22 protein-coding genes and 2 riboswitches are annotated in these 25,894 nt (G+C 66.5%); of the genes, 12 read left to right on the top strand and 10 right to left on the bottom strand.

The features are described 5' to 3' along the window. Nucleotides 1-29: 29 nt before the first annotated feature. The 7 genes from GD628_RS15500 to GD628_RS15470 form a co-directional block, all read right to left on the bottom strand. On the bottom strand, nucleotides 30-320 hold the full coding sequence (locus GD628_RS15500; protein ID WP_091607820.1) for a WXG100 family type VII secretion target: 291 nt from the start codon (nucleotides 318-320) through the stop codon (nucleotides 30-32). 186 nt (nucleotides 321-506) lie between these two features. Further along, nucleotides 507-1,991: a sensor histidine kinase gene (locus GD628_RS15495; RefSeq protein ID WP_338083429.1), complete on the bottom strand. Its 1,485-nt coding sequence runs from the start codon at nucleotides 1,989-1,991 to the stop codon at nucleotides 507-509. 3 nt (nucleotides 1,992-1,994) lie between these two features. Further along, nucleotides 1,995-2,705 carry a response regulator transcription factor gene (locus GD628_RS15490; RefSeq protein WP_091607814.1) on the bottom strand — a complete coding sequence of 237 codons (711 nt, stop codon included), beginning with the start codon at nucleotides 2,703-2,705 and terminating at the stop codon, nucleotides 1,995-1,997. 571 nt (nucleotides 2,706-3,276) lie between these two features. Continuing rightward, on the bottom strand, nucleotides 3,277-5,553 hold the full coding sequence (locus GD628_RS15485; RefSeq protein ID WP_152275315.1) for a LuxR C-terminal-related transcriptional regulator: 2,277 nt from the start codon (nucleotides 5,551-5,553) through the stop codon (nucleotides 3,277-3,279). 480 nt (nucleotides 5,554-6,033) lie between these two features. After that, entirely contained in the window at nucleotides 6,034-7,680 is a 1,647-nt protein-coding gene (locus GD628_RS15480) for a DNA repair helicase XPB (RefSeq protein ID WP_091607799.1), read from the bottom strand. Further along, nucleotides 7,673-10,108, bottom strand: coding sequence for a helicase-associated domain-containing protein (locus GD628_RS15475; RefSeq protein WP_152275314.1), 2,436 nt, complete (start codon nucleotides 10,106-10,108; stop codon nucleotides 7,673-7,675). Before GD628_RS15475 ends, GD628_RS15480 begins: the two co-directional genes overlap by 8 nt. A 40-nt stretch (nucleotides 10,109-10,148) precedes the next feature. Then, a complete protein-coding gene (locus tag GD628_RS15470; RefSeq protein WP_091607788.1) occupies nucleotides 10,149-10,430 on the bottom strand; it encodes a hypothetical protein in 282 nt (93 codons plus the stop codon). A gap of 229 nt (nucleotides 10,431-10,659) precedes the next feature. Between GD628_RS15470 and GD628_RS15465 the strand changes: the two genes are divergently transcribed. From GD628_RS15465 to GD628_RS15455, 3 genes are read left to right on the top strand one after another with little or no spacing between them, the layout of a single operon-like run. Then, complete coding sequence (locus GD628_RS15465) at nucleotides 10,660-11,043, top strand: cold-shock protein (protein WP_091607783.1); 384 nt, start codon at nucleotides 10,660-10,662, stop codon at nucleotides 11,041-11,043. Between the two features lie 15 nt (nucleotides 11,044-11,058). Then, the gene (locus tag GD628_RS15460; protein WP_152275313.1) at nucleotides 11,059-11,529 is read left to right on the top strand and encodes a DUF3027 domain-containing protein; all 471 of its coding nucleotides are present in this window, start codon (nucleotides 11,059-11,061) and stop codon (nucleotides 11,527-11,529) included. A gap of 54 nt (nucleotides 11,530-11,583) precedes the next feature. Continuing rightward, the gene (locus GD628_RS15455; protein WP_152275312.1) at nucleotides 11,584-12,879 is read left to right on the top strand and encodes an MFS transporter; all 1,296 of its coding nucleotides are present in this window, start codon (nucleotides 11,584-11,586) and stop codon (nucleotides 12,877-12,879) included. A 48-nt stretch (nucleotides 12,880-12,927) separates the two neighbouring features. On the opposite strand, the gene serC is transcribed toward GD628_RS15455, so the two are convergent. Continuing rightward, a complete protein-coding gene (gene serC, locus GD628_RS15450; RefSeq protein ID WP_152275311.1) occupies nucleotides 12,928-14,052 on the bottom strand; it encodes a phosphoserine transaminase in 1,125 nt (374 codons plus the stop codon). Between the two features lie 224 nt (nucleotides 14,053-14,276). Here serC and GD628_RS15445 point away from each other — a divergent pair, with 224 nt between their 5' ends. From GD628_RS15445 to GD628_RS15415, 8 genes are all read left to right on the top strand, one after another. After that, nucleotides 14,277-14,978, top strand: a complete 702-nt coding sequence (locus GD628_RS15445; RefSeq protein WP_091607764.1) for an iron-dependent transcriptional repressor DtxR — start codon at nucleotides 14,277-14,279, stop codon at nucleotides 14,976-14,978. An 85-nt stretch (nucleotides 14,979-15,063) separates the two neighbouring features. Beyond that, a riboswitch (cyclic di-AMP (ydaO/yuaA leader) is annotated at nucleotides 15,064-15,273 on the top strand. A 3-nt stretch (nucleotides 15,274-15,276) separates the two neighbouring features. Beyond that, nucleotides 15,277-16,041, top strand: coding sequence for a M23 family metallopeptidase (locus GD628_RS15440; protein WP_152275310.1), 765 nt, complete (start codon nucleotides 15,277-15,279; stop codon nucleotides 16,039-16,041). A 125-nt stretch (nucleotides 16,042-16,166) separates the two neighbouring features. Continuing rightward, nucleotides 16,167-16,323, top strand: a riboswitch (cyclic di-AMP (ydaO/yuaA leader). A 3-nt stretch (nucleotides 16,324-16,326) separates the two neighbouring features. Continuing rightward, the gene (locus GD628_RS15435) at nucleotides 16,327-17,133 is read left to right on the top strand and encodes an NlpC/P60 family protein (RefSeq protein ID WP_091607759.1); all 807 of its coding nucleotides are present in this window, start codon (nucleotides 16,327-16,329) and stop codon (nucleotides 17,131-17,133) included. A gap of 30 nt (nucleotides 17,134-17,163) precedes the next feature. After that, nucleotides 17,164-17,952, top strand: coding sequence for an NlpC/P60 family protein (locus GD628_RS15430; RefSeq protein ID WP_091607756.1), 789 nt, complete (start codon nucleotides 17,164-17,166; stop codon nucleotides 17,950-17,952). A 234-nt stretch (nucleotides 17,953-18,186) separates the two neighbouring features. Next, a complete protein-coding gene (locus GD628_RS15425; protein ID WP_091607753.1) occupies nucleotides 18,187-18,684 on the top strand; it encodes an HNH endonuclease in 498 nt (165 codons plus the stop codon). Further along, entirely contained in the window at nucleotides 18,681-19,361 is a 681-nt protein-coding gene (gene mobA, locus GD628_RS15420) for a molybdenum cofactor guanylyltransferase (protein WP_226802593.1), read from the top strand. Before GD628_RS15425 ends, mobA begins: the two co-directional genes overlap by 4 nt. Before the next feature lie 9 nt (nucleotides 19,362-19,370). After that, the gene (locus tag GD628_RS16795; protein WP_226802592.1) at nucleotides 19,371-19,655 is read left to right on the top strand and encodes a DUF6457 domain-containing protein; all 285 of its coding nucleotides are present in this window, start codon (nucleotides 19,371-19,373) and stop codon (nucleotides 19,653-19,655) included. Next, entirely contained in the window at nucleotides 19,652-20,941 is a 1,290-nt protein-coding gene (locus GD628_RS15415) for a molybdopterin molybdotransferase MoeA (protein ID WP_193313294.1), read from the top strand. Before GD628_RS16795 ends, GD628_RS15415 begins: the two co-directional genes overlap by 4 nt. Here GD628_RS15415 and GD628_RS15410 read toward each other — a convergent pair. Further along, nucleotides 20,892-23,243 (bottom strand): FdhF/YdeP family oxidoreductase, encoded by a 2,352-nt coding sequence (locus GD628_RS15410; RefSeq protein ID WP_091607748.1) that lies wholly within the window; start codon nucleotides 23,241-23,243, stop codon nucleotides 20,892-20,894. The genes GD628_RS15415 and GD628_RS15410 overlap by 50 nt on opposite strands. A gap of 75 nt (nucleotides 23,244-23,318) precedes the next feature. On the opposite strand from GD628_RS15410, the gene fdhD reads away from it, so the two are divergent. Then, a complete protein-coding gene (fdhD, locus tag GD628_RS15405; RefSeq protein WP_091607745.1) occupies nucleotides 23,319-24,170 on the top strand; it encodes a formate dehydrogenase accessory sulfurtransferase FdhD in 852 nt (283 codons plus the stop codon). Here fdhD and GD628_RS15400 read toward each other — a convergent pair. Next, on the bottom strand, nucleotides 24,167-25,822 hold the full coding sequence (locus GD628_RS15400; protein WP_193313293.1) for a sensor histidine kinase: 1,656 nt from the start codon (nucleotides 25,820-25,822) through the stop codon (nucleotides 24,167-24,169). The two genes, fdhD and GD628_RS15400, sit on opposite strands and share 4 nt — an antisense overlap. Nucleotides 25,823-25,894 lie beyond the last annotated feature (72 nt).

Raw genomic sequence — 25,894 nt, 5'->3', positions numbered from 1 at the left:
CCGAAGAGGCCCGCCGCGCCAGCGCCCGGCTAGCGCATAAAGAGCGCCGTATTCGCAGCCTCTGTATCGGCGTATTGTGCCGAGGCGTAGGCGAGCCCCTGGTTGATGCTGGCCAGGGATTCCTCCACGCGGGCCTGGGTTGCCCTCCAGTCCGTGATGAGCAGCTGGAAGTTTGCCGCAGCCTGGCCCTGCCAGGATTCGCCCAGCGAGACCAGGCTCGCCTGCATGGCGTTGACGTCTGCCTGCAGCCGTTCGATGGTCCCCCGGACTTCGGCACTTCGGGCCGCCAGAATGTCGCTGTCTACGAAAAAGCCAGCCATGGATCGCCTCCGCTTCCAGGGACCGCCCGGTGCGGTCCTAGGCAGGGAACGCTACGTGCGGAACGCAAAAGGTGGCCTGCACGCCGTTCGGCCGTACACAGCCCGGGCCCGCGGGGCAGTGCGGCGCAAGCTGTGCAGGAACGGTGGGCGGCAGGTGGATCCGCAGCCGGTCAAGCCATCGTCGGGCTAGTCCTCGGGGTGGTCCCCGTCCTCGTCTTCGGCGGGCTCGTGCTCCGGCGCACCGTCGGGCGAATTGTAGGGAAGGCGAATGGACATGGTGGCACCGCCTCCCTCGGTTTCCGTGAGCCGGACGGTGCCGTCATGCTGCGCCACGAGCGCCGCCACGATTGCCAGTCCCAGGCCGGTGCCGCCGGTTTCGCGGTATCGGGAGGAATCCGCCCGGTAGAAGCGCTCGAAGACCCGGGCGGCATCCTCTTCGGAGATTCCGGGACCGTGGTCCCTGACTTCCAGCACGGCGTCCATGCGGTCATGGATCACCGGTGCCACACCGACGGCCACCTCGATGGGGCTGCCGCCCGGGGTGTACCGGAGGGCATTGGTCATCAGGTTGGCAACCACCTGCCGCAGCCTTGCCTCGTCACCCATGGTGGGTGCACTGCGCGGCGCACTGCCGTCCAGGCCAATCACGCGGATGTCCCGGTCCGGTGCGCTGGCACGGGCGTCCAGGGCGGCGTCGTTGCCCAGGATCATCAGATCCACCGGGCCGTATTCCAGCGGACGCTGTTCATCCACGCGTGCCAGTGTCAGCAGGTCTTCCACGAGCTGGCCCATGCGCTTGGCCTCGCTCTCGATACGTCCCATCGCGGCGCTGACGTCCTCGGGTTTCTGCAGCGCGCCTTGTCGGTAAAGCTCGGAGAAGCCGCGGATTGTCACCAGCGGAGTGCGCAGTTCGTGGGACGCGTCCTGGACGAACCGGCGCATTTTCTGCTCAGAGGCAGTCCGGGCGGCGAAGGCCGTTTCGATGTGCGCCAGCATGGCGTTAAGGGACCGGGAAAGCCGGCCGATTTCGGTGGCAGGATTGCCTACTTCGACACGGCGGGAAAGATCCCCGGCGGCAATGGCCGCCGCCGTCTTCTCCACGTGGCTCAGGGGCCTGAACTGGCGGGTCACGGCCCAGTAGGCAATTCCGGTAGCTCCCAGCGTTCCCAGCAATCCCACCGAAAAGACCAGCGACGCCGCTTCATCCACGGTTTCGGCTACCGAATCCAGCGGCACGGCGACGGCTATCGAGCCGGGAAAATTGGCAATGTGGAAGACCATCACCCGCCAGCCCTTGCTGCCGGGTGCCGTACCGGGGACGTCGAATCCCCGTCCTCCCATGGCATCAACGTCCGCTGCGGTCAGGTTGTCAATAACCGGGATATCAAAGGTCGGCTCGGAGTGGGTCTCCGGTCCGTGACTTCCATCTTCATTCAGGTAAAGACCGTAGAAACGGAAAAGGGAGGCGTCAGTGGTGGGGCTGCCGGAGACCAGGTACCGGGAAATCGCACCCGCGTTGTCCTGGATATCGGTATCCAGGCGGCTGATGAGGATCTGGCGCAGGACATAGATGGTGGCGAGGCCCGTGATGGTGACGGTCACCACCATCAGTACGGCCATGATGACCACCAGCTGCGAACGCAGCGAGGCGGACTTCCAGCGGCGGAGCAAGGCTTAGCGCTTCTCCGTCGTGCGCAGCAGGTAACCCACGCCGCGCTTGGTCTGGATCAGGGCGGGGGCATCCGGGCTGCTGTCGATCTTACGGCGAAGGTAGGAGATGTAGGACTCGACAATCGACGCATCGCCGTTGAAGTCGTACTCCCACACGTGGTCGAGGATCTGCGCCTTGGAAAGGACCCGGTTGGGGTTCAGCATCAGGTAGCGGAGCAGCTTGAACTCGGTGGGGGACAGTTCGATCGTGACGCCGCCGCGCCGCACCTCGTGCGCATCGTCGTCGAGCTCCAGGTCTTCCACCCGGATCACGGCGTCGTCGTCATCGAGGGGCTGGGTGCGTCGCAGGACGGCTCGGATCCGGGCCACAACCTCGTCGAGGCTGAATGGCTTGGTGACGTAGTCATCCCCGCCCACGGTGAGGCCGGTGACCTTGTCTTCGGTATCGTCCCGGGCCGTCAGGAACACCACCGGGAAGTGGCGTCCCGCCGCGCGCAGCCGGCGGGTCAGCGTGAAGCCGTCCATATCCGGCAGCATCACGTCCAGCACAGCCAGATCCGGACTGTGCTCATCAACTGCGGCCAGGGCTTCCCGGCCGTTACCCGCAGCTACGACGTCGAAGCCGGCAAAGCGCAGCGACGTCGAGAGCAGCTCACGGATGTTGGGTTCATCATCGACAACAAGGAGCCTGGCCTCAGGAGCAGATTTAGTCACGTGTCCTAGTTTCTAGCATTTGGCTGATGGTTCCCTGAATGCTAACTCAGCGTCTGCTGGATGGATAGCGGGAGCTTTGAGCCAGCCGGGTGGGGTGAAGTGCAGGATGAAACCCTGCCTGATCCGGACACTCGATACCCGCCGAACGAGAGTATTGAGTGAAAGCGCAAGCGCGGACGTACCGGAGAAAGCGGAAAACAGATGCTGGGAACTTCGCCTGGGTACAGGCACCGCCTGGTCCCTCGGGCCGAAGACGACGCCGGGGCGGTGCTGCCCCTGGACGGGCTCTCCGCGGCCAGACCGGCGGTTCGCGACGGTGGGGCCGCCGAGGCTGGACCGCTGGGGACTGCCCCGGTACGTGCCGTGATCGCCGGACACTGGCCCGTGAGCTTTTACCGGCAGCAGGAGACTCCGCCACCCCAGGCTGCAACCAGCGCCTGACCCCAGAACCGCCGGAGCGCGGCCGGACCCCAACCCGGCGCCCCCGGCACACAGCGGCAACCCGGTACCCCAACGCCCGGAGGCCGCCTGCGGGAATCCAGGCTTCGTTTGGCGGAGCCTGGATTCCCGGCTAGAGCAGGCCCCTGCGCAGCGCCTCATTCACAGCCTCGTCCCGGCCGGCGACACCGAGCTTGCGGTAAAGCCCGCGGAGCTGCGATTTGACCGTGTTTACTGAAACGAAGTGCATGCCTGCTATCTCAGCGAGGGAACCCGACCGGACCAGCGAGTTCAGGATCGCCAGCTCACGGGATGTCAGGTCAGGCATGCCCGCCGTGCTGTTAATGATGTTCTTCGGAAAGGGGTCCAGCCCGACGTCGTGCCCGGTTGCCGCGGCGGCGTTCCGAACGCGTTCAAGATCCGCTGCGGGCAGGAGTGCCGTGGACAGCCTGAGGCCGTGCTCCCGGTACAGCACCGACAAACGGGCAAGCTCCAGTATCACCCCCGGCGCCAACCCGGATTCCAGCTGCAGACGGGCAGCAACCGACAGTCCTGCCACCTCTGCCTGCTCACGGAGCGAACCACCGGCGCCAGACCGGATAACGGTGCTGAGGGTCTTGCCGGCCTGTCCGGTTGCGAGATGGATACGTGCCGTCACCAGGTCCCGTTCGGGGGTGGGCAGGCTTTCGGCCGCAGTCAGGGCTCGGCCCGGCAGCCCGCCCGCCAGCAACAGGAGTGATTGCGCCCGGACCAGCAGCGCGTGTTCGGGCCCGCTGATGGGCGGAAGCCCGGACTTGTTGGCGAGGACTTCTTCAAGCCGTGCAGCGGCCGGTGCCGGGTTGCCTGCAGCCAGGTCAGCGAGGGCGTCCAGGTATCTGACCCGCGGCCACAGTTCCATGGTGTCTGCCTGGTCCAGGACGCCGGACAGGGCTGCTTTGGCGGCAGCGGGTTCCCCGGCCTCCAGCGCGGTCATCGCCTGGGCCAGCCGAAGGGGCGTTACCGAATAATGATGCAGTTCGCCGCTGCCCCAGCCCAGGTTGCTGCAGCGCTGCAGGAACTGGGCAGCGCCGGTCAGGTCACCGCGGCCGGCCAGGATGCAGGCGCTGAGGGAGTGGTAGTAGCCTTCATAGTCCGGCTGGTGCTGCGCCGCTGCCAGTGAAGCCGCCCGCGTGAACGCGTTTTCGGCTTCCTCCGTGGCCCCGTCCCGCCACAGCGAGATTCCCAGGTGCGCGATGGCGACGGATTCGAGCGGGCCGATCCTCTCGCGTTCGGCCAGGGGCATTTCCAGGTAGGTCTGCAGCCCGGTCCTTGCGCGGGCCGCTGACTTATCTATCTGGCCGCTCCCGCGAAGGGTGACTGCCTCAACCAGGATGAGCAGCAACCGCTCGGCTGCGGGCATGGCCCGGAAGATGGCCCGTGCGCCGGACATCGCCAGGGTTGCCAGTTCCGCACCGCGAATGCGGCGAAAAGCTGAGGAGTTGTAGAGGACAGCGAGGGCAAGGGCGGGAGCCGGCTGCCGGGCCAGCCGGCGCAGGGATACGCCTTCCAGGAGCTTCCTCGTCTCGGGACCGTGAAAGGTGAACAGTTCCAGGGCATGGTGACGGATGACGTCCGTGGCCAGGTCCAGGCTGTCCACCGCCATAGCGTGGCGAAGCGCTTCAAGGGTCTGTCCCTGCGCCAGGAAGTACCGTCCGCAGAGTTCTTGCAGGGCGTGCAGAGGTGCCGGGGAAGTCTTACCCGCGCTGGCCAGGACGGCGCGGCGCAGGAGCGGGACTACCGCGGCGCCGCCGTCGGCTGTGCGGGTGAGGAAGCCTCTTTGTTCAGCGTCTCTGAGCATCTCCTCCACGTCCTGCCCGCCGCCTATACGGGCTGCAAGGGCAGCAGGCAGCTCCTCCGGCACGGAGGCACCCAGCAGGAACTCGGCGAATCCGGCGGAGACAGCGGGCGGGGACAACAGAGCAGCGAGGTCCGCAGCCCCGGCGTCCAGCACGGCGGAAAGCTGCCGTCCCGGACGGCTGCGCGCAGCGGCGGAGGAGGAGAGGACCAAAAATCGAACCCAGCGCGGCAGTCCGCCGGTCAGTCTTTGGACCTCCTCCGCCTGGTCCTGCAGCGTGGTACCGGCCAGGGCGTGTTCGCATTCCTCCGTGGTGAACGCCAGCTGCGCCGGACCGATCACCGCGATGTCCAGTTCGAGAAGCGGCCTGCGCACTTCGATACTTCCCAGGGACGCCGTGCTGGCTATGATCCGCAGGCCGGGCATCGCTCGCAGGAGGTCCAGCAGCAGGTCCTCAGCCGGGAAGCCGGTGGCGAGATGGAGGTCCTCCAGGATCAGCAGGTTCCTGGCAGCCAGATGTGCCAGCCGGGGAAGCACGGAACCGAGCCCAGCGCCGTCGGCCGCCTCCCGTGCCACCTCCTCAACCAGGACCGCCTCTTCCGGGTCCTGTACATCGAACGCCCCGGCAAGCAGCGCGGTGAGGAAGTCGGCGGACGGGCCGGCGGACTGTTCCGCGGGAGCCAGCGGGCTCCTTCGGGCCGAAACCCAGGCTGCAGTCCGCTCCCGTGCAGCGGTCCAGTCCTGGAGAAGAGTGGTTTTACCAGCGCCCTCCGGAGCGCGCAGGATCGTCAGCGGCGCAGCAGCGGCGCAGCAGCGGCGTCGTCGAGCGCGCCGAGCAGCCTGGCGCGGGAGAGAACGAGCGGATTCGGGCGCGGGGGGCCCGGGACTACGGCGAAGTGCGGCATGTGGCAGGATCCGGCTCGGCGGGACGTGGATGCCCGAAGCCGCGCGGAAGCGCGCCCGGAAGCATTTTCAAGATATCCGCTGCCAATCCGCGGGCGCCATTATGTGACGCTGCCGGGACGCATGAGGCGGGACGGAAATCCGGTGCCTCGGTTAGGCGGGCTTTTCGATATCCGCGGCGTCCTGGATGGAATAGGCGTAGCCCTGCTCCGCCAGGAAGCGCTGGCGCTTCGCAGCGAAGTCCTGGTCCAGGGTGTCCCGCGCGACGACGGTGTAAAAGTGTGCGGCCCGGCCGTCAGCCTTCGGACGCAGCAGGCGGCCCAGCCGCTGGGCTTCTTCCTGGCGGGAACCGAAGGACCCCGAGACCTGGATGGCTACCGAGGCTTCCGGCAGGTCGATGGAGAAGTTGGCCACCTTGGACACAACCAGGGTCTTCAGCTTCCCTTCGCGGAAGTCGCTGAAGAGGCGCTGGCGTTCCTTGACAGGCGTTCCACCTTTGATCACCGGTGCCTCCAGCCGCTCCGCCAGCTCATCCAGCTGATCGATGTACTGCCCGATCACCAGGACCTGGTCGCCTTCATGCCGCCGCACCAGGTCCTGAACCACCTTGGACTTCGTCTCCGACGTGGAACACAGACGGTACTTGTCCCCGTCCTCGGCCATGGCATAGGCAACGCGCTCATCCCGCGGCAGGTCAACCCGGACCTCAATGCACTCCGCCGGTGCAATGTAGCCCTGCGCTTCGATGTCCTTCCAGGGGGCGTCGTAGCGCTTGGGGCCAATCAGCGAGAACACTTCGCCCTCGCGGCCGTCTTCGCGCACCAGTGTTGCAGTCAGGCCCAGGCGGCGGCGGGCCTGCAGGTCTGCCGTCATACGGAAGATTGGTGCCGGGAGCAGGTGCACCTCATCGTAAATAATCAGGCCCCAGTCATTGGCGTCCAGCAGCTCGAGGTGCGGATACAGACCTCCGCGCTTGAGCGTGAGGACCTGGTACGTGGCGATGGTGACCGGACGGACTTCCTTGACAGCGCCGGAGTACTCGCCGATCTCGTCTTCGGTGAGCGACGTGCGCTTGAGGAGCTCGTCCTTCCACTGCCGCGCCGAAACGGTGTTGGTAACCAGGATCAGGGTGGTGGTGGAGCTGGTGGCCATGGCGGCAGCGCCGACGAGGGTCTTGCCGGCACCGCAGGGCAGGACCACGACTCCGGACCCGCCGGCCCAGAAGTTCTCCGTGGCCAGCTTCTGGTAGGGGCGCAGCGCCCAGCCGTCTTCATCCAGCAGGATCGGATGCGGTGTTCCGTCCACGTACCCGGCCAGGTCTTCCGCCGGCCAGCCCAGCTTCAGCAGAAGCTGTTTCAGCTGGCCGCGCATCGCGGACTGCACTACCACGGTCTCGCCGTCGATCCTCGGACCGAGCAGCGGCTGGATTTTCTTGGCGTGCAGGACTTCCTCGAGGACGGGGTAGTCATTGGTGCGCAGAACCAGCCCGTGCTGGGGGTCCTTTTCCAGCCGCAGCCGCCCGTAGCGGGACATGGTTTCTTCAATGTCCACCAGGAGCGTGTGCGGCACCGGAAAACGGGAGTACGTGAGCAGGGTATTGAGCACCTGTTCGGCGTCCAGCCCGGCGGCCCGCGCGTTCCAGAGCCCCAGGGGCGTCAGCCGGTAGCTGTGGATGTGCTCGGGGGCCCGCTCGAGTTCAGCGAACGCTGCGATCGCGTGCCTGGCCTCAACGGCCGAGGGGTGGTCCACTTCCAGCAGGATGGTCTTGTCGCTTTGGACGATCAACGGTCCGTCAACCATGTGCTGGGCTGCCCTCCACTATTTCCACATCCATTATCCGATGTATCGACACTACGCGTTCAACGTCCCGGCGGGGGTCGAAGACCCGCACCCGCCCGTCGCTGACAGATAAGGGAACGAAGATCTCCTGGCGTTCATTCCCCTGGCTGTCCACCACACCCATCCGGACGGAGCTCTTGGTGCGGATGGCCTTGCGGAGGGTCTCCAGCCCCACAAGAGGAACCGATTCGTCCGGCTTGGCGGGCACGGCGGGGCCGCGCCCGCGCAGCGCAGCGAGCTGCGCCTCGAGGTCTTCCTCGGTGAGTTCCCACTGATTGACGCGCGTGGCGGATGACGACGGCGCAGGGACAGGCGGCCGGGCATGGGAACCGGACGCTTCACGGGCGCGCCCCTCCATGACCGGCGCGTAGCCCAGTTTGCGGATAGCCAGCGCGAGTTCCTGCGGCGTCGCCGCGCAGGCGATCACGGTGGGCGCAAGGCGGGTCAGGCCCAACACGGCGGCCCGGGGATCGGCCATCAGGGCGTTCAGCCCGGGTTCATCGTCGCTGCGCAGGTAGGACCACGCTGCGCCGATGCGCATGCGTCCGTGCCGGGCTGCGGTGTCCTCCACGAGGTAGCGCAGGGGCTGCGGCACTTCGGTGGCGGAGTAATGTGCCAGGAACTCAAGGATCGACGCCGCGTCCATGTCCGCGTCCAGCGCGCGGCGCACCGAGTTCGCGGAGAAACGGTAGATCGTTGCCGGCCCCTGTCCCTCTGCGTCTGCCAGCAGGGCCAGCTGCCGGGCAACCTTGGGATCGAGGTAGCCCGGAGCGACGGCCGTGAGGTCGGCCTGCAGCAGGAAGGAACTCAGCGGCTCGGGCAGCGCCGCCCGAAGCCGGTCCACGGCGCGGTCCATATCTCCTGCGGCGACGGCGTGGCCAAGCTCGGTCATGGCCCCGGACCCCAGCAGTCCCAGCTGCGCGGCTTCCTTCAGGATGCCGGGCACAAGCCGGGCGAAGCGGCGCTGCAGCCGCGGCTGGTACCAGGTCAGCGCGCTGATCAGGTCCTCAGCGTCATAGGCGCCGGATTGCCCTTCCTCCACGGTTTCCTCGGCGGCGAGGGACGAGAGCATTTCCAGCATTCGACGGCGGACCAGCGGCGCATCAGGGCGGGACAGTTCGGCAGCCAGTGCGTTGACGGATCCTCCCCCTGGCAGTGGTCCGCCAACAAGTGAAGGCGCCCGCTCTGCCTCGAGCCAGGCACGCACCAGGTGCTGCCACTGCAGCTCCCGGTCCAGAGTGTGCCATTCGCTTTCCGCGGTGCCCCAGCGGGACGTTGCCGCGTCCAGGACCAGGAGCCCGGACAACGCGGCCAGCTCAAGCAGCCAGGCGGTGGCAGTTCCGTCCAGCCGCAGGGCCTCAGAGACGCGGCGGACCTCACGCACCCCGACCCCGCCGGACCGCAGCGTGCCGATCGGCGCTTCGGCAGCGAGGGCCAGCAGTTCGGTAACGAGCCGCAGGGTTTCCGCCACGGCACCGAAGGCCGCGTTGTCCCGCAGGGCTTGCGGCACCGGGCGCGGCGTTGGGGGAACGGGATCCAGCTGGAAATCGGAAACGATCACATGGCCGCGGGACGCCTGTCCCACCGGCCGGGGAAGTTCAACGTGCAGGGCGTCCAGCGGCACCAGGAGACCGTGCGCCACCAGCCACTCCACGGGCGTGGGGGCGGGATTCTCCAGGACGGCACGGCTAATGGCAGCCCTGCGCGGAATGGTTCCTACCGGCGAGTACTTGAAGCGGCGGAGGAGTTCATTGGTCTGCGGAGGGGCATCGGCCAGCAGGGCTTCCCACCCGGCAGGATCCGAGACCAGATGATGCAGCGAGTGCGCCGCCGTGGAGGGCGTGTCTGCCTTTTCGATGGGAAGGCCACGCTGGCGCAGCCCTTCGACTATTCCCACAAGGCGCTGTCCGAAGTCCGGCTGCTGCGCGGCCAAGGTGGAATAGGGCCGGCCAAGGCCGGCCGGGTAGGCACCCAGCGCTTCGCCCATAACCGAAACCGGGAGGTAGAACCGGCGTCCGGCGTCGGCTTTTGGAGCTCCGGGATGCGGCGTTGCCCGGCGCAGCAGGGCAAGGCTGTGGAGGTAGCCGAGGATCGCGTCCAGCGCCTTGATGGTAGATCCGGAAATGGATGCCTTGAGCCAGGACGCGGTGGTGCTCAGGTGCGAGTCTTCGTTGGTGGTCAGATCCAGTGCCTCGAGTACCTGGAGCTGGGGTGCCGTGAGTTTTTCGAGCGCACGCTGTACGCTGATGCGCGTTGAGGCCCGGGCTGCCAGCGCCTGGAAATCCGGCACCGGAGGAAGCGCCAGGTCCGGCCGGGCGAGGAGGAGTTCACGCAGTTGTTCGTCACTGCGCGCTTCAAGGTCTTCGGCCAAGGCTCGGATCGCGGACATCGTCCAATACGTTACCCGAGTGGCACCGAAAACAAACGGGTTAACCCCGGCGCCGCCGCACGATTGAGTCAATTACCAGCCCCGCCATCATGAGGAAGGCCAGGGGCAGGCAGTAGAACGCGCCCGCAGCGAATCCGGGCCAGACTGCCTCTCCGCGAAGTGCCTCCAGCAACAGGGCGGCAAGGCTTCCGACGCCGGCCACGGCAAGAGCTGCGGCCAGTATGCCTGCCGGCAGGCGGAGGGGTGAGCGCTTCTTACGTGCTGTGCCCTGCGCGGCGGTGCCGTCTGCTGAATCTGCGTGGTGAGGGCCCAGGTGCTCCATGGTCTTTAACGCTAACAGCTAAAAACCGGCCCGCCCAAAGTGGGGCGGGCCCAGCATTAGGGGGCTCGGGATATTCTAAAGGGAAGACTCTTCCCCGTAGTATCTCAACAGGCGTCCGCCGCCGGTCCGACTGGACTCCGGAAGACGGATACGCGCGGACGCAACACCCCTTTCATCACCAGATGCGGACGAAAGCCCGCACCCGACACCTAAGAACGAGGTAAGCGAAGTGCCCATCGGCAAGGTCAAGTGGTTCGACACTGGCAAGGGATTCGGATTCCTGGCCACTGACGACGGCCAGGAAGTCTTCCTGCATGCTTCTGCGCTTCCCGCTGGTGTCAGCGAGGTGAAGCCCGGGACCCGGATGGAATTCGGCGTCGCAGACGGACGCCGCGGCCCGCAGGCGCTCTCTGCCCGCATCCTGGAGGCCCCGCCGTCGGTGGCGAAGGCCACCCGCAAGCCCGCGGATGACATGGCCGTCATCACCGAAGACCTCATTAAACTGCTGGATGGCATCTCCAACGGACTGCGCCGGGGCCGGTACCCGGAGAAGAAGCATGCAACCAAGGTGGCTGCGGTGCTGCGGGCTGTTGCAGACGACCTTGATGCGTAGGGACAGAACCACCGAGTGAAAACCACCGAAGCGAGCGATACCCAAGAGACGCCGAAGCCTGCTGCCGCGCGGAAGCCTCCGCGCAAGCCGTCCAAGCCGGACGCGGTACTTGCCGCTGCCGTGGCGACGGCCCGCGCCGGCCTGCTGGAAGTAGTGCCGGAAGAACAGATAGGGGAGTGGGTCAGTGCCGTTCCCGACGCGGACCGGCTGGTAACCCACCGGTTCCGGGCCAATCGGCCCGGCTACCGCGGGTGGGAATGGTTCGCCACCGTGGCCCGGGTTCCCCGCGGCAAGGCCGCGACGGTTTGTGAAGTGGGACTGCTGCCCTCGGCGGAGGCCGTCCTGGCTCCGGAATGGGTGCCGTGGTCCATGCGTGTCCGTCCGGAAGACGTGGCAGCGCAGGAAGCAGAGAAGGAACGGGAAGCGGCGGCGGCTGCGCCGGAGGAAGAATCCGCAGCCACGCCTGCGGCAACGGAGGACGACTAAGCAGTGAGTGCACGGAACGCGGTTCACGATCCCGGAAGGGAGAAGTGAACCCTCATGTTCCGTTCCCTCCACATCTTCAACTACCGCATCTGGTTCCTCGGAGCACTGGTTTCCAACATCGGAACCTGGATGCAGCGCACCGCGCAGGACTGGCTGGTCTATGACATCCTGACCAACCAGGATGCCGCTGCCATGGGTATCGTCATGGCGCTCCAGCTGGGCCCCCAACTGCTGCTTGCACCCTGGGCAGGACTGGTCGCAGACACCTATGACCGGCGGAAGGTCCTGCTCACTACGCAGGTGGCCATGGCCGCCCTGGGCGCTGGACTGGGTTTGCTGGTGCTCTCCGGCCACGCCGAACTGTGGCATGTCTATGCCTTCGCGCTGGCCCTGGGCGTGGTCTCGGCCATCGATGCGCCGGCCCGCCAGAGCTTTGTCTCCGAGGTGGTCAGCGAAGAGAACCTGCCCAACGCCGTCGCGCTCAACAGCGCCTCCTTTAACGGCGCCCGCATGGTGGGTCCGGCGGCAGCGGGCCTGCTGACCGTGGCCGTAGGCCCGGGATGGGTCTTCCTCATTAACACCGTGACCTTCGCCGCCATGGTGCTGGCGCTGCTGAAGATGCGGTCCGCAGAGCTGCGCGTGCTGCCCAAGGCACCGCCGGGCAAGGGCAGGATCCGGGCCGGCCTGAAGTACGTGAGGTACCGGCCGGACCTCATCATGGTCCTGCTGGCCATCTTCATAGTGGGTACCTTTGGGCTGAACTTCGCGGTGTACATCGCGGCGATGGCCCGCACCGAATTCGGCCAGGACGCCGGAATCTTCGGCCTGTTGAACTCCATCATGGCCATCGGCTCGGTTGCCGGTGCGCTGCTTTCAGCCCGCCGGGACAAACCGCGGCTGCGGTTCATCTTCGGTGCGGCCGGCGCCTTCGGCGTTGCCTGCCTGATCGCCGCACTGTCACCGAACCTGTGGATCTTCGCGCTGTCCCTCATCCCGGTGGGACTGTTCGCACTGACCCTGATGACCAGCGCCAACGCCTACGTCCAGACCACCACCACGCCGGTGATGCGGGGCCGGGTCATGGCGCTCTACTTCGCGATTTTCCTGGGCGGCACTCCGCTGGGCGCCCCAATTGTGGGATGGGTCTCCAACGCGTTCGGCCCCCGCTGGAGCCTGGGCGTCGCTGCGGCCTCCGGCCTGGTCACCGCCGTGATTGGCCTTGTCTGGGCCTGGCGTTCACACCACCTGCGGCTGCATTACGACCGCTCCATGCGCCGGCGCCTTTACCTGACGAGCAGCGCCAGCGAGGACACCGCGGACCTGACACAAGAGGACCCCGGCCCGCGCTAGCGGGGCCAGGGTCCTCTCTGCGGCCTTACGCAGGCCCGGGCGGATCGGCTAGGAGTGCTCGATCACGTAGTCGATGCACTGCAGCAGGGCACTGACGTCGTCCGGCTCAATGGCAACGAACGTAGCGATCCGCAGCTGGTTGCGTCCCAGCTTCCGGTAGGGCTCCACATCCACGATGCCGTTGGCACGCAGCGTCTTGGCGATGGCCGCCGCGTCAATGGACTCGTCAAAGTCGATGGTGGCGATGACGTTGGAGCGGTCCTCCGGGCGGCTGACAAACGGCGAAGCCACACTGGACTTTTCCGCCCACGAGTAGATTCGGCCTGCGGAGTCCGCAGTGCGGGCCGCAGCGAAACCGAGCCCGCCGTTGGAGTTCAGCCACTGAATCTGCGCATCCAGGGTTACCAGGGTGGAGAGCGAGGGCGTGTTGTACGTCTGGTTCAGCCGGGAGTTGTCCACAGCGGTCTGCAGGTTCAGGAAATCCGGGATCCAGCGGTCGGAGGCATTGATCCGCGCGGCGCGCTCAAGCGCTGCGGGGGAGAACATGCCCAGCCACAGTCCGCCGTCGGAAGCGAAGTTCTTCTGCGGAGCAAAGTAGTACACGTCAGACTCCGCGAGGTCCACGTCCAGGCCGCCGGCAGCGGAAGTGGCGTCAATCAGGACCAGCGAACCTTCGTCGGCGCCTGCAACGCGGCGGACCGGAGCGGCCACACCGGTGGATGTTTCGTTCTGGGGCCAGGCGTAGACATCCACACCCTCTTCGGCAACCGCCTCGGGACGCGTGCCCGGCTCGGCCTTGATGATGCTGGATGCGGCAAGGAACGGTGCCTTGTTGGTGGCCGCGGCGAACTTGGAGCCGAATTCGCCGAAGGACAGGTGCTGGGCCTTATTCTCCACCAGGCCGAAGGACGCAATGTCCCAGAAGGCAGTGGAACCGCCGACGCCGAGGACAACTTCGTAGCCCTCAGGCGCGGAGAAGAGGTGGGAGAGGCCTTCGCGGACGCTTCCCACAAGGTTCCGGACCGGGGCCTGGCGGTGGGATGTTCCGAGCAGCTTGGTTCCGGCGTCGGACAGCGCCTGGATCTGCTCCGGACGGACCTTGGAAGGACCGGCTCCGAAGCGCCCGTCCCTGGGGAGAAGTTCAGCGGGAATCGTAACGGCGGTATCGCCCATTTCTGTATGCTCCAAGCGGGTTGGCAGGGTGCTTCACGTACCCTTCCATTCAACACCCCGTGCCCGTACCGGTCCTATTTATGACCGGCCTTCGGGCACGGGATCAGCAGATGCGGTAATTCAGCCGGGTTTGCGGCCATGGGCTAACGTGGAAACAAAACTGCCGGCGCGTTCTGCGCCGCTGTGGTGATTCTCTTTTGCACGATTGCTAGGAGTGGCTGGTCATGACGGACCTCATCGACACAACTGAGATGTATCTTCGGACGATCCTTGAGCTGGAAGAAGAGAACATCGTGGCTTTGCGGGCCCGGATCGCCGAGCGCCTGCGCCACTCCGGTCCCACCGTCTCCCAGACCATTGGCCGGATGGAACGGGACGGGCTGGTGGTGGTCTCCGGTACCCGTCAGCTTGAACTGACGGACCTTGGACGGCGGCGCGCCACCGAAGTCATGCGCAAGCACCGCCTCGCTGAGCGCCTGCTGGCAGACGTGATCGGCCTGGACTGGGCCTATGTCCACGACGAGGCCTGCCGCTGGGAACATGTCATGAGCGAGCGGGTGGAGCGCCGGCTGTATGACCTGCTGGGCAAGCCCACGGAGTCCCCGTACGGCAATCCGATTCCGGGCCTGGAAGCCCTTGGCGGGGAGGCAGCGCTCCAGCCGCTTACTCCGTACCGGGACCTGCTCTCCGCTGTATCGGAGGTCAGCGCCGGTCAGCCAATGCTCCTTGAACGCCTGGCCGAACCGATCCAGGTGGATCCGGAGCTCTTGACCCAGCTCGACGAAGCCGGCCTGCGTCCGGGTGCCACCATCACCGCCGAGGTGGTGGGAGGCTACATCTCCGTCCGCGTGCCGGGCATCGAGGGTGCCCTGGAACTGCCCGCGGAAGTGGCTTCGCACGTGTTTGTCTCCGCGCCCGCTTCGTGACCTGCCGCGGCCCCAGATAACGGAATGGTATCTTTTGGGCTTTTTCCCCTATAGTGGCATCTGACTACAGCAACAACACCGTTCACCGGTCCAACAGCCTAACCCTGCCACTGGACCGCAGGTGCAACCGTTCGCGGGCAGGGGCGGAGGACCCACCAACCGGCAGTATTACTGTCTTGGGGTGAAGCCCTTCGAGCAGCACGGCACAATCCTCACCGGACTGTACGTGCGTCGTGGGCCGAGTTTCTCTACTCGAATCCGACAGCTAACTTCGCAGGCTTGTTAGAGAGGGAAACACTTGTCGAAGCATGCTGCTTCGGGCAGGCGCAGGGCTGAATCGCCAGCTGCTGAACTGCGCCCACGCACCGCCGTCCGGACCACCGGAAGGCGCCGCGCCGAACCCGTACACCGCCCCATCGGCGGAGCTGCCCAGAAGTTCGCCATTGCCGCTGCCGCCTCCGGGCTGGTGCTGACGGTAGCGGTACCGACGACGGCGGCAGCCACCGATCCGGCTGTCGAGCCGCAGCCGGTTGCCGCAGACCCGGTCTCCGCGGACGCCAACGCTGTCCTGGACTTCGAGCGGACCGCACTGAGCTCCAAGTTTGATCCGGATGCCAAGCTCCGCAGCCTGACCGTGGCCGGTACGGACGTGATCCCGGCCGCGGCCAAGGGAACGCTGGCCACCCCGCTGAGTTCGGACCTGGTCCAGACGTCCTCCTTCGGCTACCGGGTCAGTCCCATTACCGGCACCGCCGGGGAACTGCACACGGGCCAGGACTTCGCCGCAGCATGCGGCACCGAAGTGACCGCGGCTGCGGCCGGCACGGTGAAGTCAGCCGGCTGGCATGCACTGGGCGGCGGCAACCGCGTTGTGGTGGATCACGGTAACGGCGTTGAAACCACCTACAACCATCTCTCCGCCATCAGTGTCTCCGTTGGGGACACCCTGGGGCGCGGCCATCTGGTGGGTGCCAGCGGCACCACGGGCGCTTCAACCGGCTGCCATCTGCACTTCGAAGTACTCGTAAACGGCACTCCCGTCGACCCCCTGGGCTGGTTGTGACCGCTCCAACACGCTTTCGTGACCTGAGCGTGACATTTCAGTGATGTTGTTATATTCTCGTCACCGTGCCTGATTCGCCAAAGATCAGACACTCTCGAACAGATTGCCGAGCTCTGCCACTGTCCGAGATCCGTTCGCAAAATCGCATGGCAGAGGCGGGGGAACCAATTTCGGGTTTCGTAAGAAGCCCTTGGGGTTAAGTTGCCGGACCTAGCAGTCCAGCAACCGGGTGACTCCCATCCGAATCCGACAGCTCACCTCGTAGGCATTGGGAGAGGCAAAACTGTGTCATCAGTCAATTCCGGCCGCCGTCGTGCCGCCACTGCGCCGGTAACTCCGTTTACCGCGCTGTCCAAAGCTGTTACCGCCAACGCAGGCTCCGTAGGTCGCCAGGCCGCCGTCGTCGTCGCTGCTTCCGGCCTCGTCCTGGCCGCAGGTATGCCGGCCCAGGCAGCCCCGGTCTCGACCGACCGCCAGGCCCTTGAATCCACCCCCCTTAACGTTGTGACCTCGAACGGAACCGTGACGGTTTCCGAGCAGGCACCGTTCGAACTTCCGGTCCAGCCGCTGGCCGGTTCCGTTTCCGGAGCCGAGACCCGCGCACAGATCGCCGCTGCCGAGCAGGCTGCCGCTGAAGAAGCCGCAGCTGTTGCCGCAGCAGCACAGGAGCAGGCCGCCGCCGCACAGCAGGCCGCAGCTCCCGCCCAGGCCGCTCCGGCCGCTGCCCCGGCCGCTCCGGCTGCCGGCGAGGTCACCACCGCCTCCTCCGCTCCCGTAGCCGCCAGCGGCGTTGCCGCCGGCCTGGTCGCATCCGCTTACTCCCAGATTGGCGTGGCACAGGACTGCACCGCCATGGTCGAGAAGGCACTGCGCTCGGTTGGCAAGTCTGTTGGCGACCTGGCTCCCGGCCAGTTCTTCGCTTACGGCACCGTTGTCGGCAGCCCCCAGGCCGGCGACCTCGTTATCACCGGCGGCCACGTTGCTATCTACGTCGGTAACGGCCAGGTCATCAGCGGTGGCCTGAACGGCATGAACACCGGCCTGCACTCCCTGTCTGACCTGCCGGGCGCAAGCTTCGTCCGCGTCAGCTAATCGCTCAGTTTCCAGAAACAACGGAGAAAAATGACCACGTCAACTGAGCGTGCGCGCCACCGCGCGCCCGTGCAGCGAAACGCGTCCCTGACCGCTCTTGCCGATGCCGTCAGCAACGCAGGTACCGTTGGCCGTCAGGCAGCAGTGATCGCAGCTGCTTCCGGCCTCGTCCTGAGCACCGGCGTTGCCGCAAACGCGGCCGGACCGGAAATCTCACGCGATGTGCAGACCAGCAAGCTGGATCTGTCCTCCATCCCGCTCCAGGTTCCGGCCGATGCAATCGGACCCAACCTGACGCTCACTCCCGTTCCGGGCGTAACGGTGGCTCCCGAGGTCACTGTCCAGTCCCAGGAAGTGAACACTCCGGCCGTACAGGAAACTGTTGCGGACAACAGCACCGCTGCTGGCGACACGGCTGCAGCCAACACTGCCGCAGCACCCGCCGCAGCCCAGGCTGCACCGGCTGCTGCACCCGCCGCGTCTTCCTCAGGCGTCGCGGCAACCATCGCCGCAGCTGCGTATGCCCAGTTGGGCGTCATGCAGGACTGCACCATGCTTGCCACCAACGCGCTGGCCGCAGCGGGCATCAACTACCACGGCTGGCCTGCCGGTTACCTTTCCCTGGGCCGGACGGTCAGCGCCGCGGAAGCAATTCCCGGTGACCTGATCTACTACGCTGACGGCGGCATGGGCATGGCCCACATCGCTGTCTACGTGGGCAACGGCCAGGCCGTCCATGGCGGTTTCTTCGGAAACCAGACCGTGGTTGCACCTGCTGAGCTCGGTTCCGGCGGAGTTTACATCCGCGTCGGCGGCTAAGACGCACGAATGACACAGAGAAGGGCCTTGCCGGGAACGGCAGGGCCCTTCTGCCGTTCCCGGCAAGGTCCTATCCGGCGCCTGCAGGACGGCGGCCCGGCGCGATCAGGCCAACTCGGACCCCTTTAATGGCGGGAACGGCCCCGGCGGCTTACCCTTGCAGTGAACATTCGAAGTACCGCTGGGCCGGTGGACGTTGTTTTGCCGGCGGCGGGCAGGCGAAGAGGAACGTGCATGCGAACCCTGGTTCTGAACGCGGGCTATGAACCGCTGGCTGTGGTCACTTTCCGGCGCGCGCTGGTGCTCGTTCTTGCCGGAAAGGCGAGTGTCCTGGCCGAGAGCGGTGACCCGGTGGTAGGTCCCGGCGATGTGTTCGGGCGCCCGTCCGTCATCCTGCTGAACCGGTACGTCAACATTCCCTACCGGGATTCGAGTGTGGCAACCCGCAGGGGAGTGCTCCGCCGGGACAGCCACTCCTGCGCGTACTGCGGAAAGGCCGCAGCAACCGTGGACCATGTGGTCCCCAAATCCCGCGGGGGAGAGGACAGCTGGGAAAACATGGTGGCATGCTGCCTGCGCTGCAATAACAAAAAGGGAGACAGGACCCTGAACCAGCTTGGCTGGAAGCTGCGCTTTACTCCTCGGGCGCCGCACGGGACCCGCTGGCAGATCCGTGAGCTGGAACAGCCGGCCGCCCAGTGGAGCCCGTTCCTCGGGGATACGGCTGCATGAGCGGCCCGAAACTGAGAGGATACGACGCCGTCATCCTGGCCGGCGGCCGCTCCTCACGCCTGGGCGGTGTGCCGAAGGCAGAACTCAGGGTTGGAGGCGAGACCCTGCTGGAACGCACCCTGCGGGCTGTCCAGGAGGCGGTTTGCGTGGCCGTCGCGGGGCCGCCGTCGCTGGAGGGAATACTCGCACATTCTGCGTATACCCCGGTCCTGGTCAGGGAGGATCCTCCCTTCTCCGGCCCTGCCGCCGCGGTGGGGGCAGGAATTGCTGCCCTCGGCGGCTTCTCCGCCGGCAGCGGCGCACCGCGCCGCCCCTGGACCTTCGTACTTGCCTGCGACATGCCGGACGCGGCGCGCGCAGTTCCCGTGCTGCTCGGTGCAGCGGACGAGGACCCCAGCTGCTCCGTGATCGCCGTGGACGGTGCCGGCAAAACGCAGCCACTTGCGGGCCTCTACCGCACCGATGCGCTTCTCGAGGCCGTGGCCGGAGGGCCGGCAACGCTGGCAAATCTCTCAATGTTCAGCATGCTTGCTAGGGTGCAGTGGAGAGAGGTTGCCGTTCCGGAGGGAAGCACCGCGGACGTGGACACTTGGGACGATGCCGTGAAATGGGGCATCCGGTCCGGGTCACGCGCCGCCGCCCCGTCATCCGGATCCGCAGCTGCAGCCAAGGAGTAAGGAGCCAGCATGGGAACCCAGCAACAGGAACTCGAGGAATGGACGCAGCGTTTGCTGCAGGCCTTCGAGCTTGATGGTACAGAGGTGGACATCGACGCCGTACTCGACCTCGCGGCCGCAGCCGCCCACAACGTGGTCCGTCCCGCCGCGCCCCTCACGACGTTCGTGGCCGGACTCGCCGCGGGGCTCGCCGCCGGAAGCGGACAGGCGGATGAGCCTGTCGCCATGCGGGCAGCTATCCGGGCGGCCCAGCGCGAATGCGATGCCGAAGCCGGCCGGAGGGAGGCCAAGTGAACGGTTCCGCGCCCGTGATCCTGCCGCTGCAGCCCAATACTTCCTGGAAGGAAGCGAGGACGGCCGCGCACGCAGCCGCGCGTCCGCTTCCGTTTGAAACCGTGCCCCTCGCCGAGGCGCTGGGGCAGACGCTCGCGTCCGACGCCGTCGCACTCCAGCAGGTGCCGCACTACGCCTCCTCGGCCATGGACGGATGGGCGGTGGCCGGCCCGGAACCGTGGACGATTGTGGTGCCTGAGCCCGAGCCCGAACCCTGGCAGATCCACAAGGAATCCGGCCGGCGGCCGCTGCAGGCGGGCGAAGCCGTGTCCATCCTGACCGGCGGGCTGGTGCCCGCGGGTGCCGAGGCAGTCCTGCGGACAGAGAACGGGGACCTGACTCCGGGAGATCCTGCGGTGCTGCGCCGTGCAGCCACCGCACGGGAAGACGAACCACGCCTCGGGGAGCACATCCGGCCCGCCGGCGAAGAAGCCGCAGCCGGAGAGACGACTATCCCGGCCGGCACGGTCCTTAACCCGGCACACATCGCCCTGGCCGCAGTATGCGGCCACGACACGCTGCCCGTGCTGCGGGCACCGCGGGTCTCCATGCTCTTCACCGGGGACGAAGTCATCGAATCGGGACTGCCGGACTCCGGACAGGTCCGTGACACGTTCGGACCCCAGCTGCCGCAGCTGGTGGAGATGCTGGGCGGACGCGTGGATGTGGTGCAGCGGCTGCCGGACCGCCTGGATGATGTGATTGCCGCCCTGAGCACCGACGCCGTGGACGAGCACTCACTGGCCATGTCCTCAGGCGACGTGCTCCTAACCACCGGCGGAACCGGGATTTCCGACGCTGACCACCTGCGCAGGGCGCTGGAAGCGGTGGACGCCGAACTCCTGATTGACGGCATCGCGATGCGCCCCGGCCATCCGACGCTGATGGCGCGGCTGCAGGACGGCCGGTTCGTCGTGGCGCTGCCCGGAAACCCGCTGGCGGCCATGATGGCTGTCTTCACGGTGCTCGAGCCGTTGCTGCAGGGACTCCGCGGCGCCCCTGCAGGCAAGGACTACCACGTCCTGGCGGGCGTCGATGTGGCTCCGCTGCCCGGGCGCACCCGCCTGGTTCCCTGCAGGATCCAGGACGGGCGCGCGTTTCCTTCGCAGTACTTCCGGTCCGGCATGCTTCGCGGGCTGGCCGAAGCGGACGCGGTCATGGTGCTGCCCGAAGAGGGCTGCACCGCTGACCAGGCCGTTAGTGCGCTGCCGCTGCCGTGGCCGGTGCAGCAGCCTCCAGCCGGATAATCACCGACTTGGACGTTGGGGTGCCGCTGACTTTGGCAACGGAGTCCAGCGGCACCAGCACGTTCGCCTCCGGGTAATACGCGGCGGCACATCCCACGGGAGTGTTGTAGGCGACCGCCCGGAAGGACTCGGCACGGCGTTCAACGCCGTCCTCGTATTCGGAGACCATGTCCACCATGTCTCCGTCCCTGAAGCCTGCTGCCGCAAGGTCCACCTCATTCACGAACACCACCCGGCGTCCGCCGTAGATGCCGCGGTACCGGTCGTCCTTGGCGTAGACAGTGGTGTTGTACTGGTCATGGGCGCGCAGGGTCTGCAGGATCAGCCGGCCCTCCGGCACCTTCGGATAGTCCAGTTCATTGGCCGTGAAGCGCGCCTTACCGGTTGCCGTGGCGAACCGGCGGCCGTCGCGAGGTCCGTTGGGCAGGACGAATCCGCCGCCGCCGTACTTGATCTTGGATTCGAAGCCTTCAAACCCCGGAATGACGTTTTCGATGTGGCGGCGGATCAGGGAGTAGTCGGCACGGCAGGCTATCCAGTCCAGCTGCGGGGCGTTCGCACGGTACGGTGCAGACTCCCCGGTGAAAAGGCGCTCAGCCAACTCGCACACGATGGCCACCTCCGAGCGGACTTCCGGTCCCGGCGGCTCCAGCCGGCCCTGGGAGGCGTGGACTGCGCTCATTGAGTCTTCGACCGTGACCCGCTGGTCACCGGTGGCCTGGGTGTCCCGATCCGTCCGTCCCAGTGCGGGCAGGATTAGTGCCCGGCGGCCGTGGACCAGATGGGACTTGTTCAGCTTCGTGGATACCTGGACCGTGAGCTCGGTATTGCGCAGCGCGTCCTCGGTGACAGCGGAGTCCGGGGTGGCGCGGATGAAGTTGCCGCCCATCGCCATGAAGACCCGCACCTTCGAATCCCGCATGGCCCGGATAGCGTTGACCGTGTCGAATCCGTGGCGCCGCGGCGAAGCGAAGCCGAATTCGGCGTCGAGCTTGTCATGGAATGCCTCCGGCATGCGCTCGAAGATGCCCATGGTGCGGTCGCCCTGGACGTTGGAGTGCCCGCGGACCGGGCAGACACCGGCGCCGGGGCGGCCCACATTGCCCTGCAGCAGGAGCACGTTGACTACGTCGCGCAGCATGGCCACGGAGTGCTTGTGCTGCGTGAGGCCCATGGCCCAGCACACCACCGTGGACTTGGCGGCGATCAGCCGGGCTCCGGTGGTTTCGATCTGCGCGCGGGTCAGCCCGCTGGCGAAGCAGATTTCGTCCCAGGACGTGTTCCGGATCTCCGCCAGATAGGAATCGAGTCCGTCGGTGTAGTCCCGAATGAAGGCGTGGTCGAAGACGTTCCCGTGTTCCTCTTCCTGTTCCAGCAGGTATTTGCCCAGCCCCTGGAACAGCGCCTGGTCCCCGCCCAGGCGGATCTGCAGGAAATCATCGGCCAGCTGGGTGCCGCCGCCGAACTTGGTGCCCAGCAGGCCGGATGCGGTCTGGGGGTTGTCGAAGCGCAGCAGCCCGGCCTCCGGCAGGGGATTCACGGCCACGATCGTGGCGCCGTTCTTCTTCGCCCGCTCGAGGGCGGTCAGCATGCGGGGATGGTTGGTACCGGGATTCTGCCCGGCCACGATGATCAGGTCCGATCCCTGGACGTCATCCAGGCTCACGGTGCCCTTGCCGATGCCCAGGGTTTCCGTCAGGGCGGAACCGGAGGATTCATGGCACATGTTGGAACAGTCGGGCAGGTTGTTGGTGCCCAGGCCGCGGACCATCAGCTGGTACAGGAAGGCGGCCTCGTTCGAGGTGCGGCCGGAGGTGTAGAAGACCGCCTGGTCCGGGCTGTCCATGGCGGCCAGCTCTTCGACGATGATGTTGTAGGCGCCGTCCCAGCTGATCGGGCGGTAGTGGGTGTCACCGGCTTCAAGGACCATCGGGTGGGTCAGGCGCCCCTGCTGGCCCAGCCAGTAGTCGTCCTTCTCCAGCATCTCGGCTATTGAGTGCTCCGCGAAGAACTCCGGCGGCACCTTCCGCTTGGTCGCCTCCTCCGCCACGGCCTTGGCGCCGTTCTCGCAGAACTCTGCGGCGTGGCGTTTATCCCCTTCCGGCCAGGCGCAGCCGGGGCAATCGAAGCCCTTCTTCTGGTTGACGTTCATCAGCGTCTTGGCGCTGCGCAGCGCACCCATCTGGTCGAAGGAGATGCGCAGCGAGTTGATCACTGCCGGCAGCCCCACGGCATGGGTTTTCGGATCACCGACCCGCAGCTCTGATTCGTTGATTCCATCTTTCGGAGCCTTGCTTGGCACAGCCACCACGTCCTTGTGTAGGAAATCCCCTAGTCTGAAGTGAAGCCAGTCTAAGACTTATTGAGGAGCGATGGGATGGGACGGGTTTCACGGCGTGCCCGCATAACGAGGTTCCGCACTGACGGAACGGTGAGCCGGCGCGATGACGTGCTGGCCGGAGAGGAGCCGCTGGAGATCCGTTTCCAGGGCAAATCCTTCACCGTGACCATGCGTACCCCCGGTGACGATTTTGACCTGGTGGCCGGTTTCCTGGTCTCCGAGGGCGTCATCTGGGAGGCAGGCCAGCTCATCTCCATGCGCTACTGCGCCGGCGTCGATGAGGAGGGGCAGCAGACCTTCAATGTGGTTGATGTGCAGCTGCGCCCGGGCACCGCGCTGCCGGACACCGGCATGGAACGACATGTCTATACGTCCTCCTCCTGCGGTATCTGCGGTACCGCGTCCATCGAAGCGGTGCGGAAGTCGTCCCACTTCGACGTGGCGGAGGACGGCGTGCGGGTGCCGCTTGAGGTCCTGGCCGCCCTGCCGGACCGCCTTCGCGAAAGCCAGGCACTGTTCGAGAAGACCGGCGGCGTCCACGCGGCCGGTCTGTTCACTGCAGAGGGTGAACTGCTGTGCCTGCGCGAAGACGTGGGACGGCACAATGCCGTGGACAAAGTGGTGGGCTGGGCGCTGCGGGCGGGCATGCTGCCGCTGCGCGGCACCGTACTGCAGGTGTCCGGCCGGGCCTCTTTTGAACTTGTTCAAAAAGCCCAGCTGGCGGGGATCCCGGTCCTGGCCGCGGTCTCGGCGCCGTCGGCCCTTTCCGTGGACCTGGCGCGCGACGCCGGCATGACCCTGGTGGGGTTCAGCCGCGGCAACTCACTGAACTGCTACTGCTTCCCGGAGCGGATCCAGGCGCAGGTGCCGGCCGCAGCGGGCAGCTAGCTTGCGGGCAGCAACACTTCGGCGCAGGTTCCTTCTCCCATGGTGGAGGAGATGGTGAGCCGCCCGCCGTGCTGATTAACGATGTCCTGCACGATTGCCAGGCCCAGGCCGGTGCCGGGGATCGCGGCGGCCGTGGCGTTGGAGGCACGGAAGAAGCGGCTGAAGAGCTTGGGAAGGTCTTCCTCCGGGATGCCGATTCCGGTGTCCCGCACACAGACGCGGATCATTGGCGCGGTACCGTCCCCGGGGTCGCACAGCTCCGCCGTGAGGCGCACCGAGCCGTTGGGCGGGGTGAACTTCACGGCGTTCGAAATAAGGTTCATGAACACCCGTTCAAGCTGCTCCCGGTCTCCGTCGAGGCGCAGGTCCAGGCGAAGCTCCGGGTCCAGCTCATCGAGCGTAAGCTCGACGTTCCGGCTGCTGGCCGCAGGGGTCAGGGCGGCGATGACCTGCTCCAGCAGGTCCTGCAGCACGAGTTCTTCGACGTCCATGCGGGTTTCGTCCGCATCTGCCCGGGAAATGGTGAGCAGGTCTCCGATCAGGTGGTTCAGCCGGGTGGCGTTGCGGCCCACGATTTCGAGCATCTGGGCGATTTCGGGCGAGATTCCGCCGCCCGAGCCGTCCAGGATCAGGTCCAGGTAACCGGTGATCGACGTGAGCGGAGTGCGCAGCTCATGGTTGATCGTGGCGACGAAATCGGTTTTTTCCCGGTCCAGTTCCCGCTGCCGGGCCAGGACCGTCCGCTGGGCGGTGATGAGGTGGCCCTGCACCAGGCCATGGGCGAGGTTGCCGCTGACGTGCTGGATCAGGGAGAGCTCGGTGGGAGACCAGGTGCGCGCGGCATTCTCGCCTGCGAGCCAGATCAGACCGAACGGACGGTCCCCGTGGCCCAGGGGAAAGATGGCCGAGGTCCGCAGCCCGGCCTCCCGGGGCGCCGGATGGAGGATGGGATGGACGTCAGGATCCGGGGCCTGATGGTCCCGGGCGGCGAGGATCTTCCCTGATTCCCACAGCATTTCCGCCACTTCCGCGGCAAGTGCCGGATCCGGAGCGGGGATGGCACGCGAGGAACCCGGCCGGCTCCAGGAAGTCAGCAGCTCAGGAACCCTCTCGTCCGGGAACGTGGTGAGGGCTACATGGTCTGCCCGGAAGACGTCTCCCAGCCCGGATACCACTGCCTCGGACATGACATGGGGGTCATTGGTGGCCCGGACAGCTGCGGAGATGACCCGGGCTTTCCCGCGGAGGACGGCGTTCACTTCGCGGCGGCGGCGGACCGCCAGGGTCTCCGCCCTGATCAGGGCTGCCCGGTAGGAGAGTTCGCTGCCGGAGACGGGGCTGAGCACAAAGTCGGTGATGCCCCGCCGGACCATGTCTTCGACGTCGAGCAGTTCACCGGGAGTGACGAGGATGACGGGAGGTCCGGAACCGTCTGCGGCGGGCAGGAGCCAGTGGCGCAGGTCGGTGCCTGCCTGCTGGAGGGCCGCCGTGTCCACCACGGCCAGCACGGGCAGCTCGGGATCCAGAGGCATGCCGTGCGGGACGGGACGCAGTCCGGCCAGGCCCAGTGCCTCTTCCACCTCGCGTCGCAGCTGCGGGTCGCTGACGGCAACAACAGCCGGAAGGTCCTCGCTGAGGGCGCCTGTGGACAAGCCCTCGTGAGTCGGCGCCGTCGGCATAGCGGCCTTTCGTTTTGGGGTCCGGGCAGGTCGGACCGATTTGCA

It is taken from the genome of Arthrobacter koreensis (assembly GCF_009193255.1).
GTDB lineage: Bacteria > Actinomycetota > Actinomycetes > Actinomycetales > Micrococcaceae > Arthrobacter_B > Arthrobacter_B koreensis.
The sequence above is the reverse complement of the archived record's forward strand: the minus strand, read 5'-3'. Positions and strand labels throughout refer to the sequence as shown.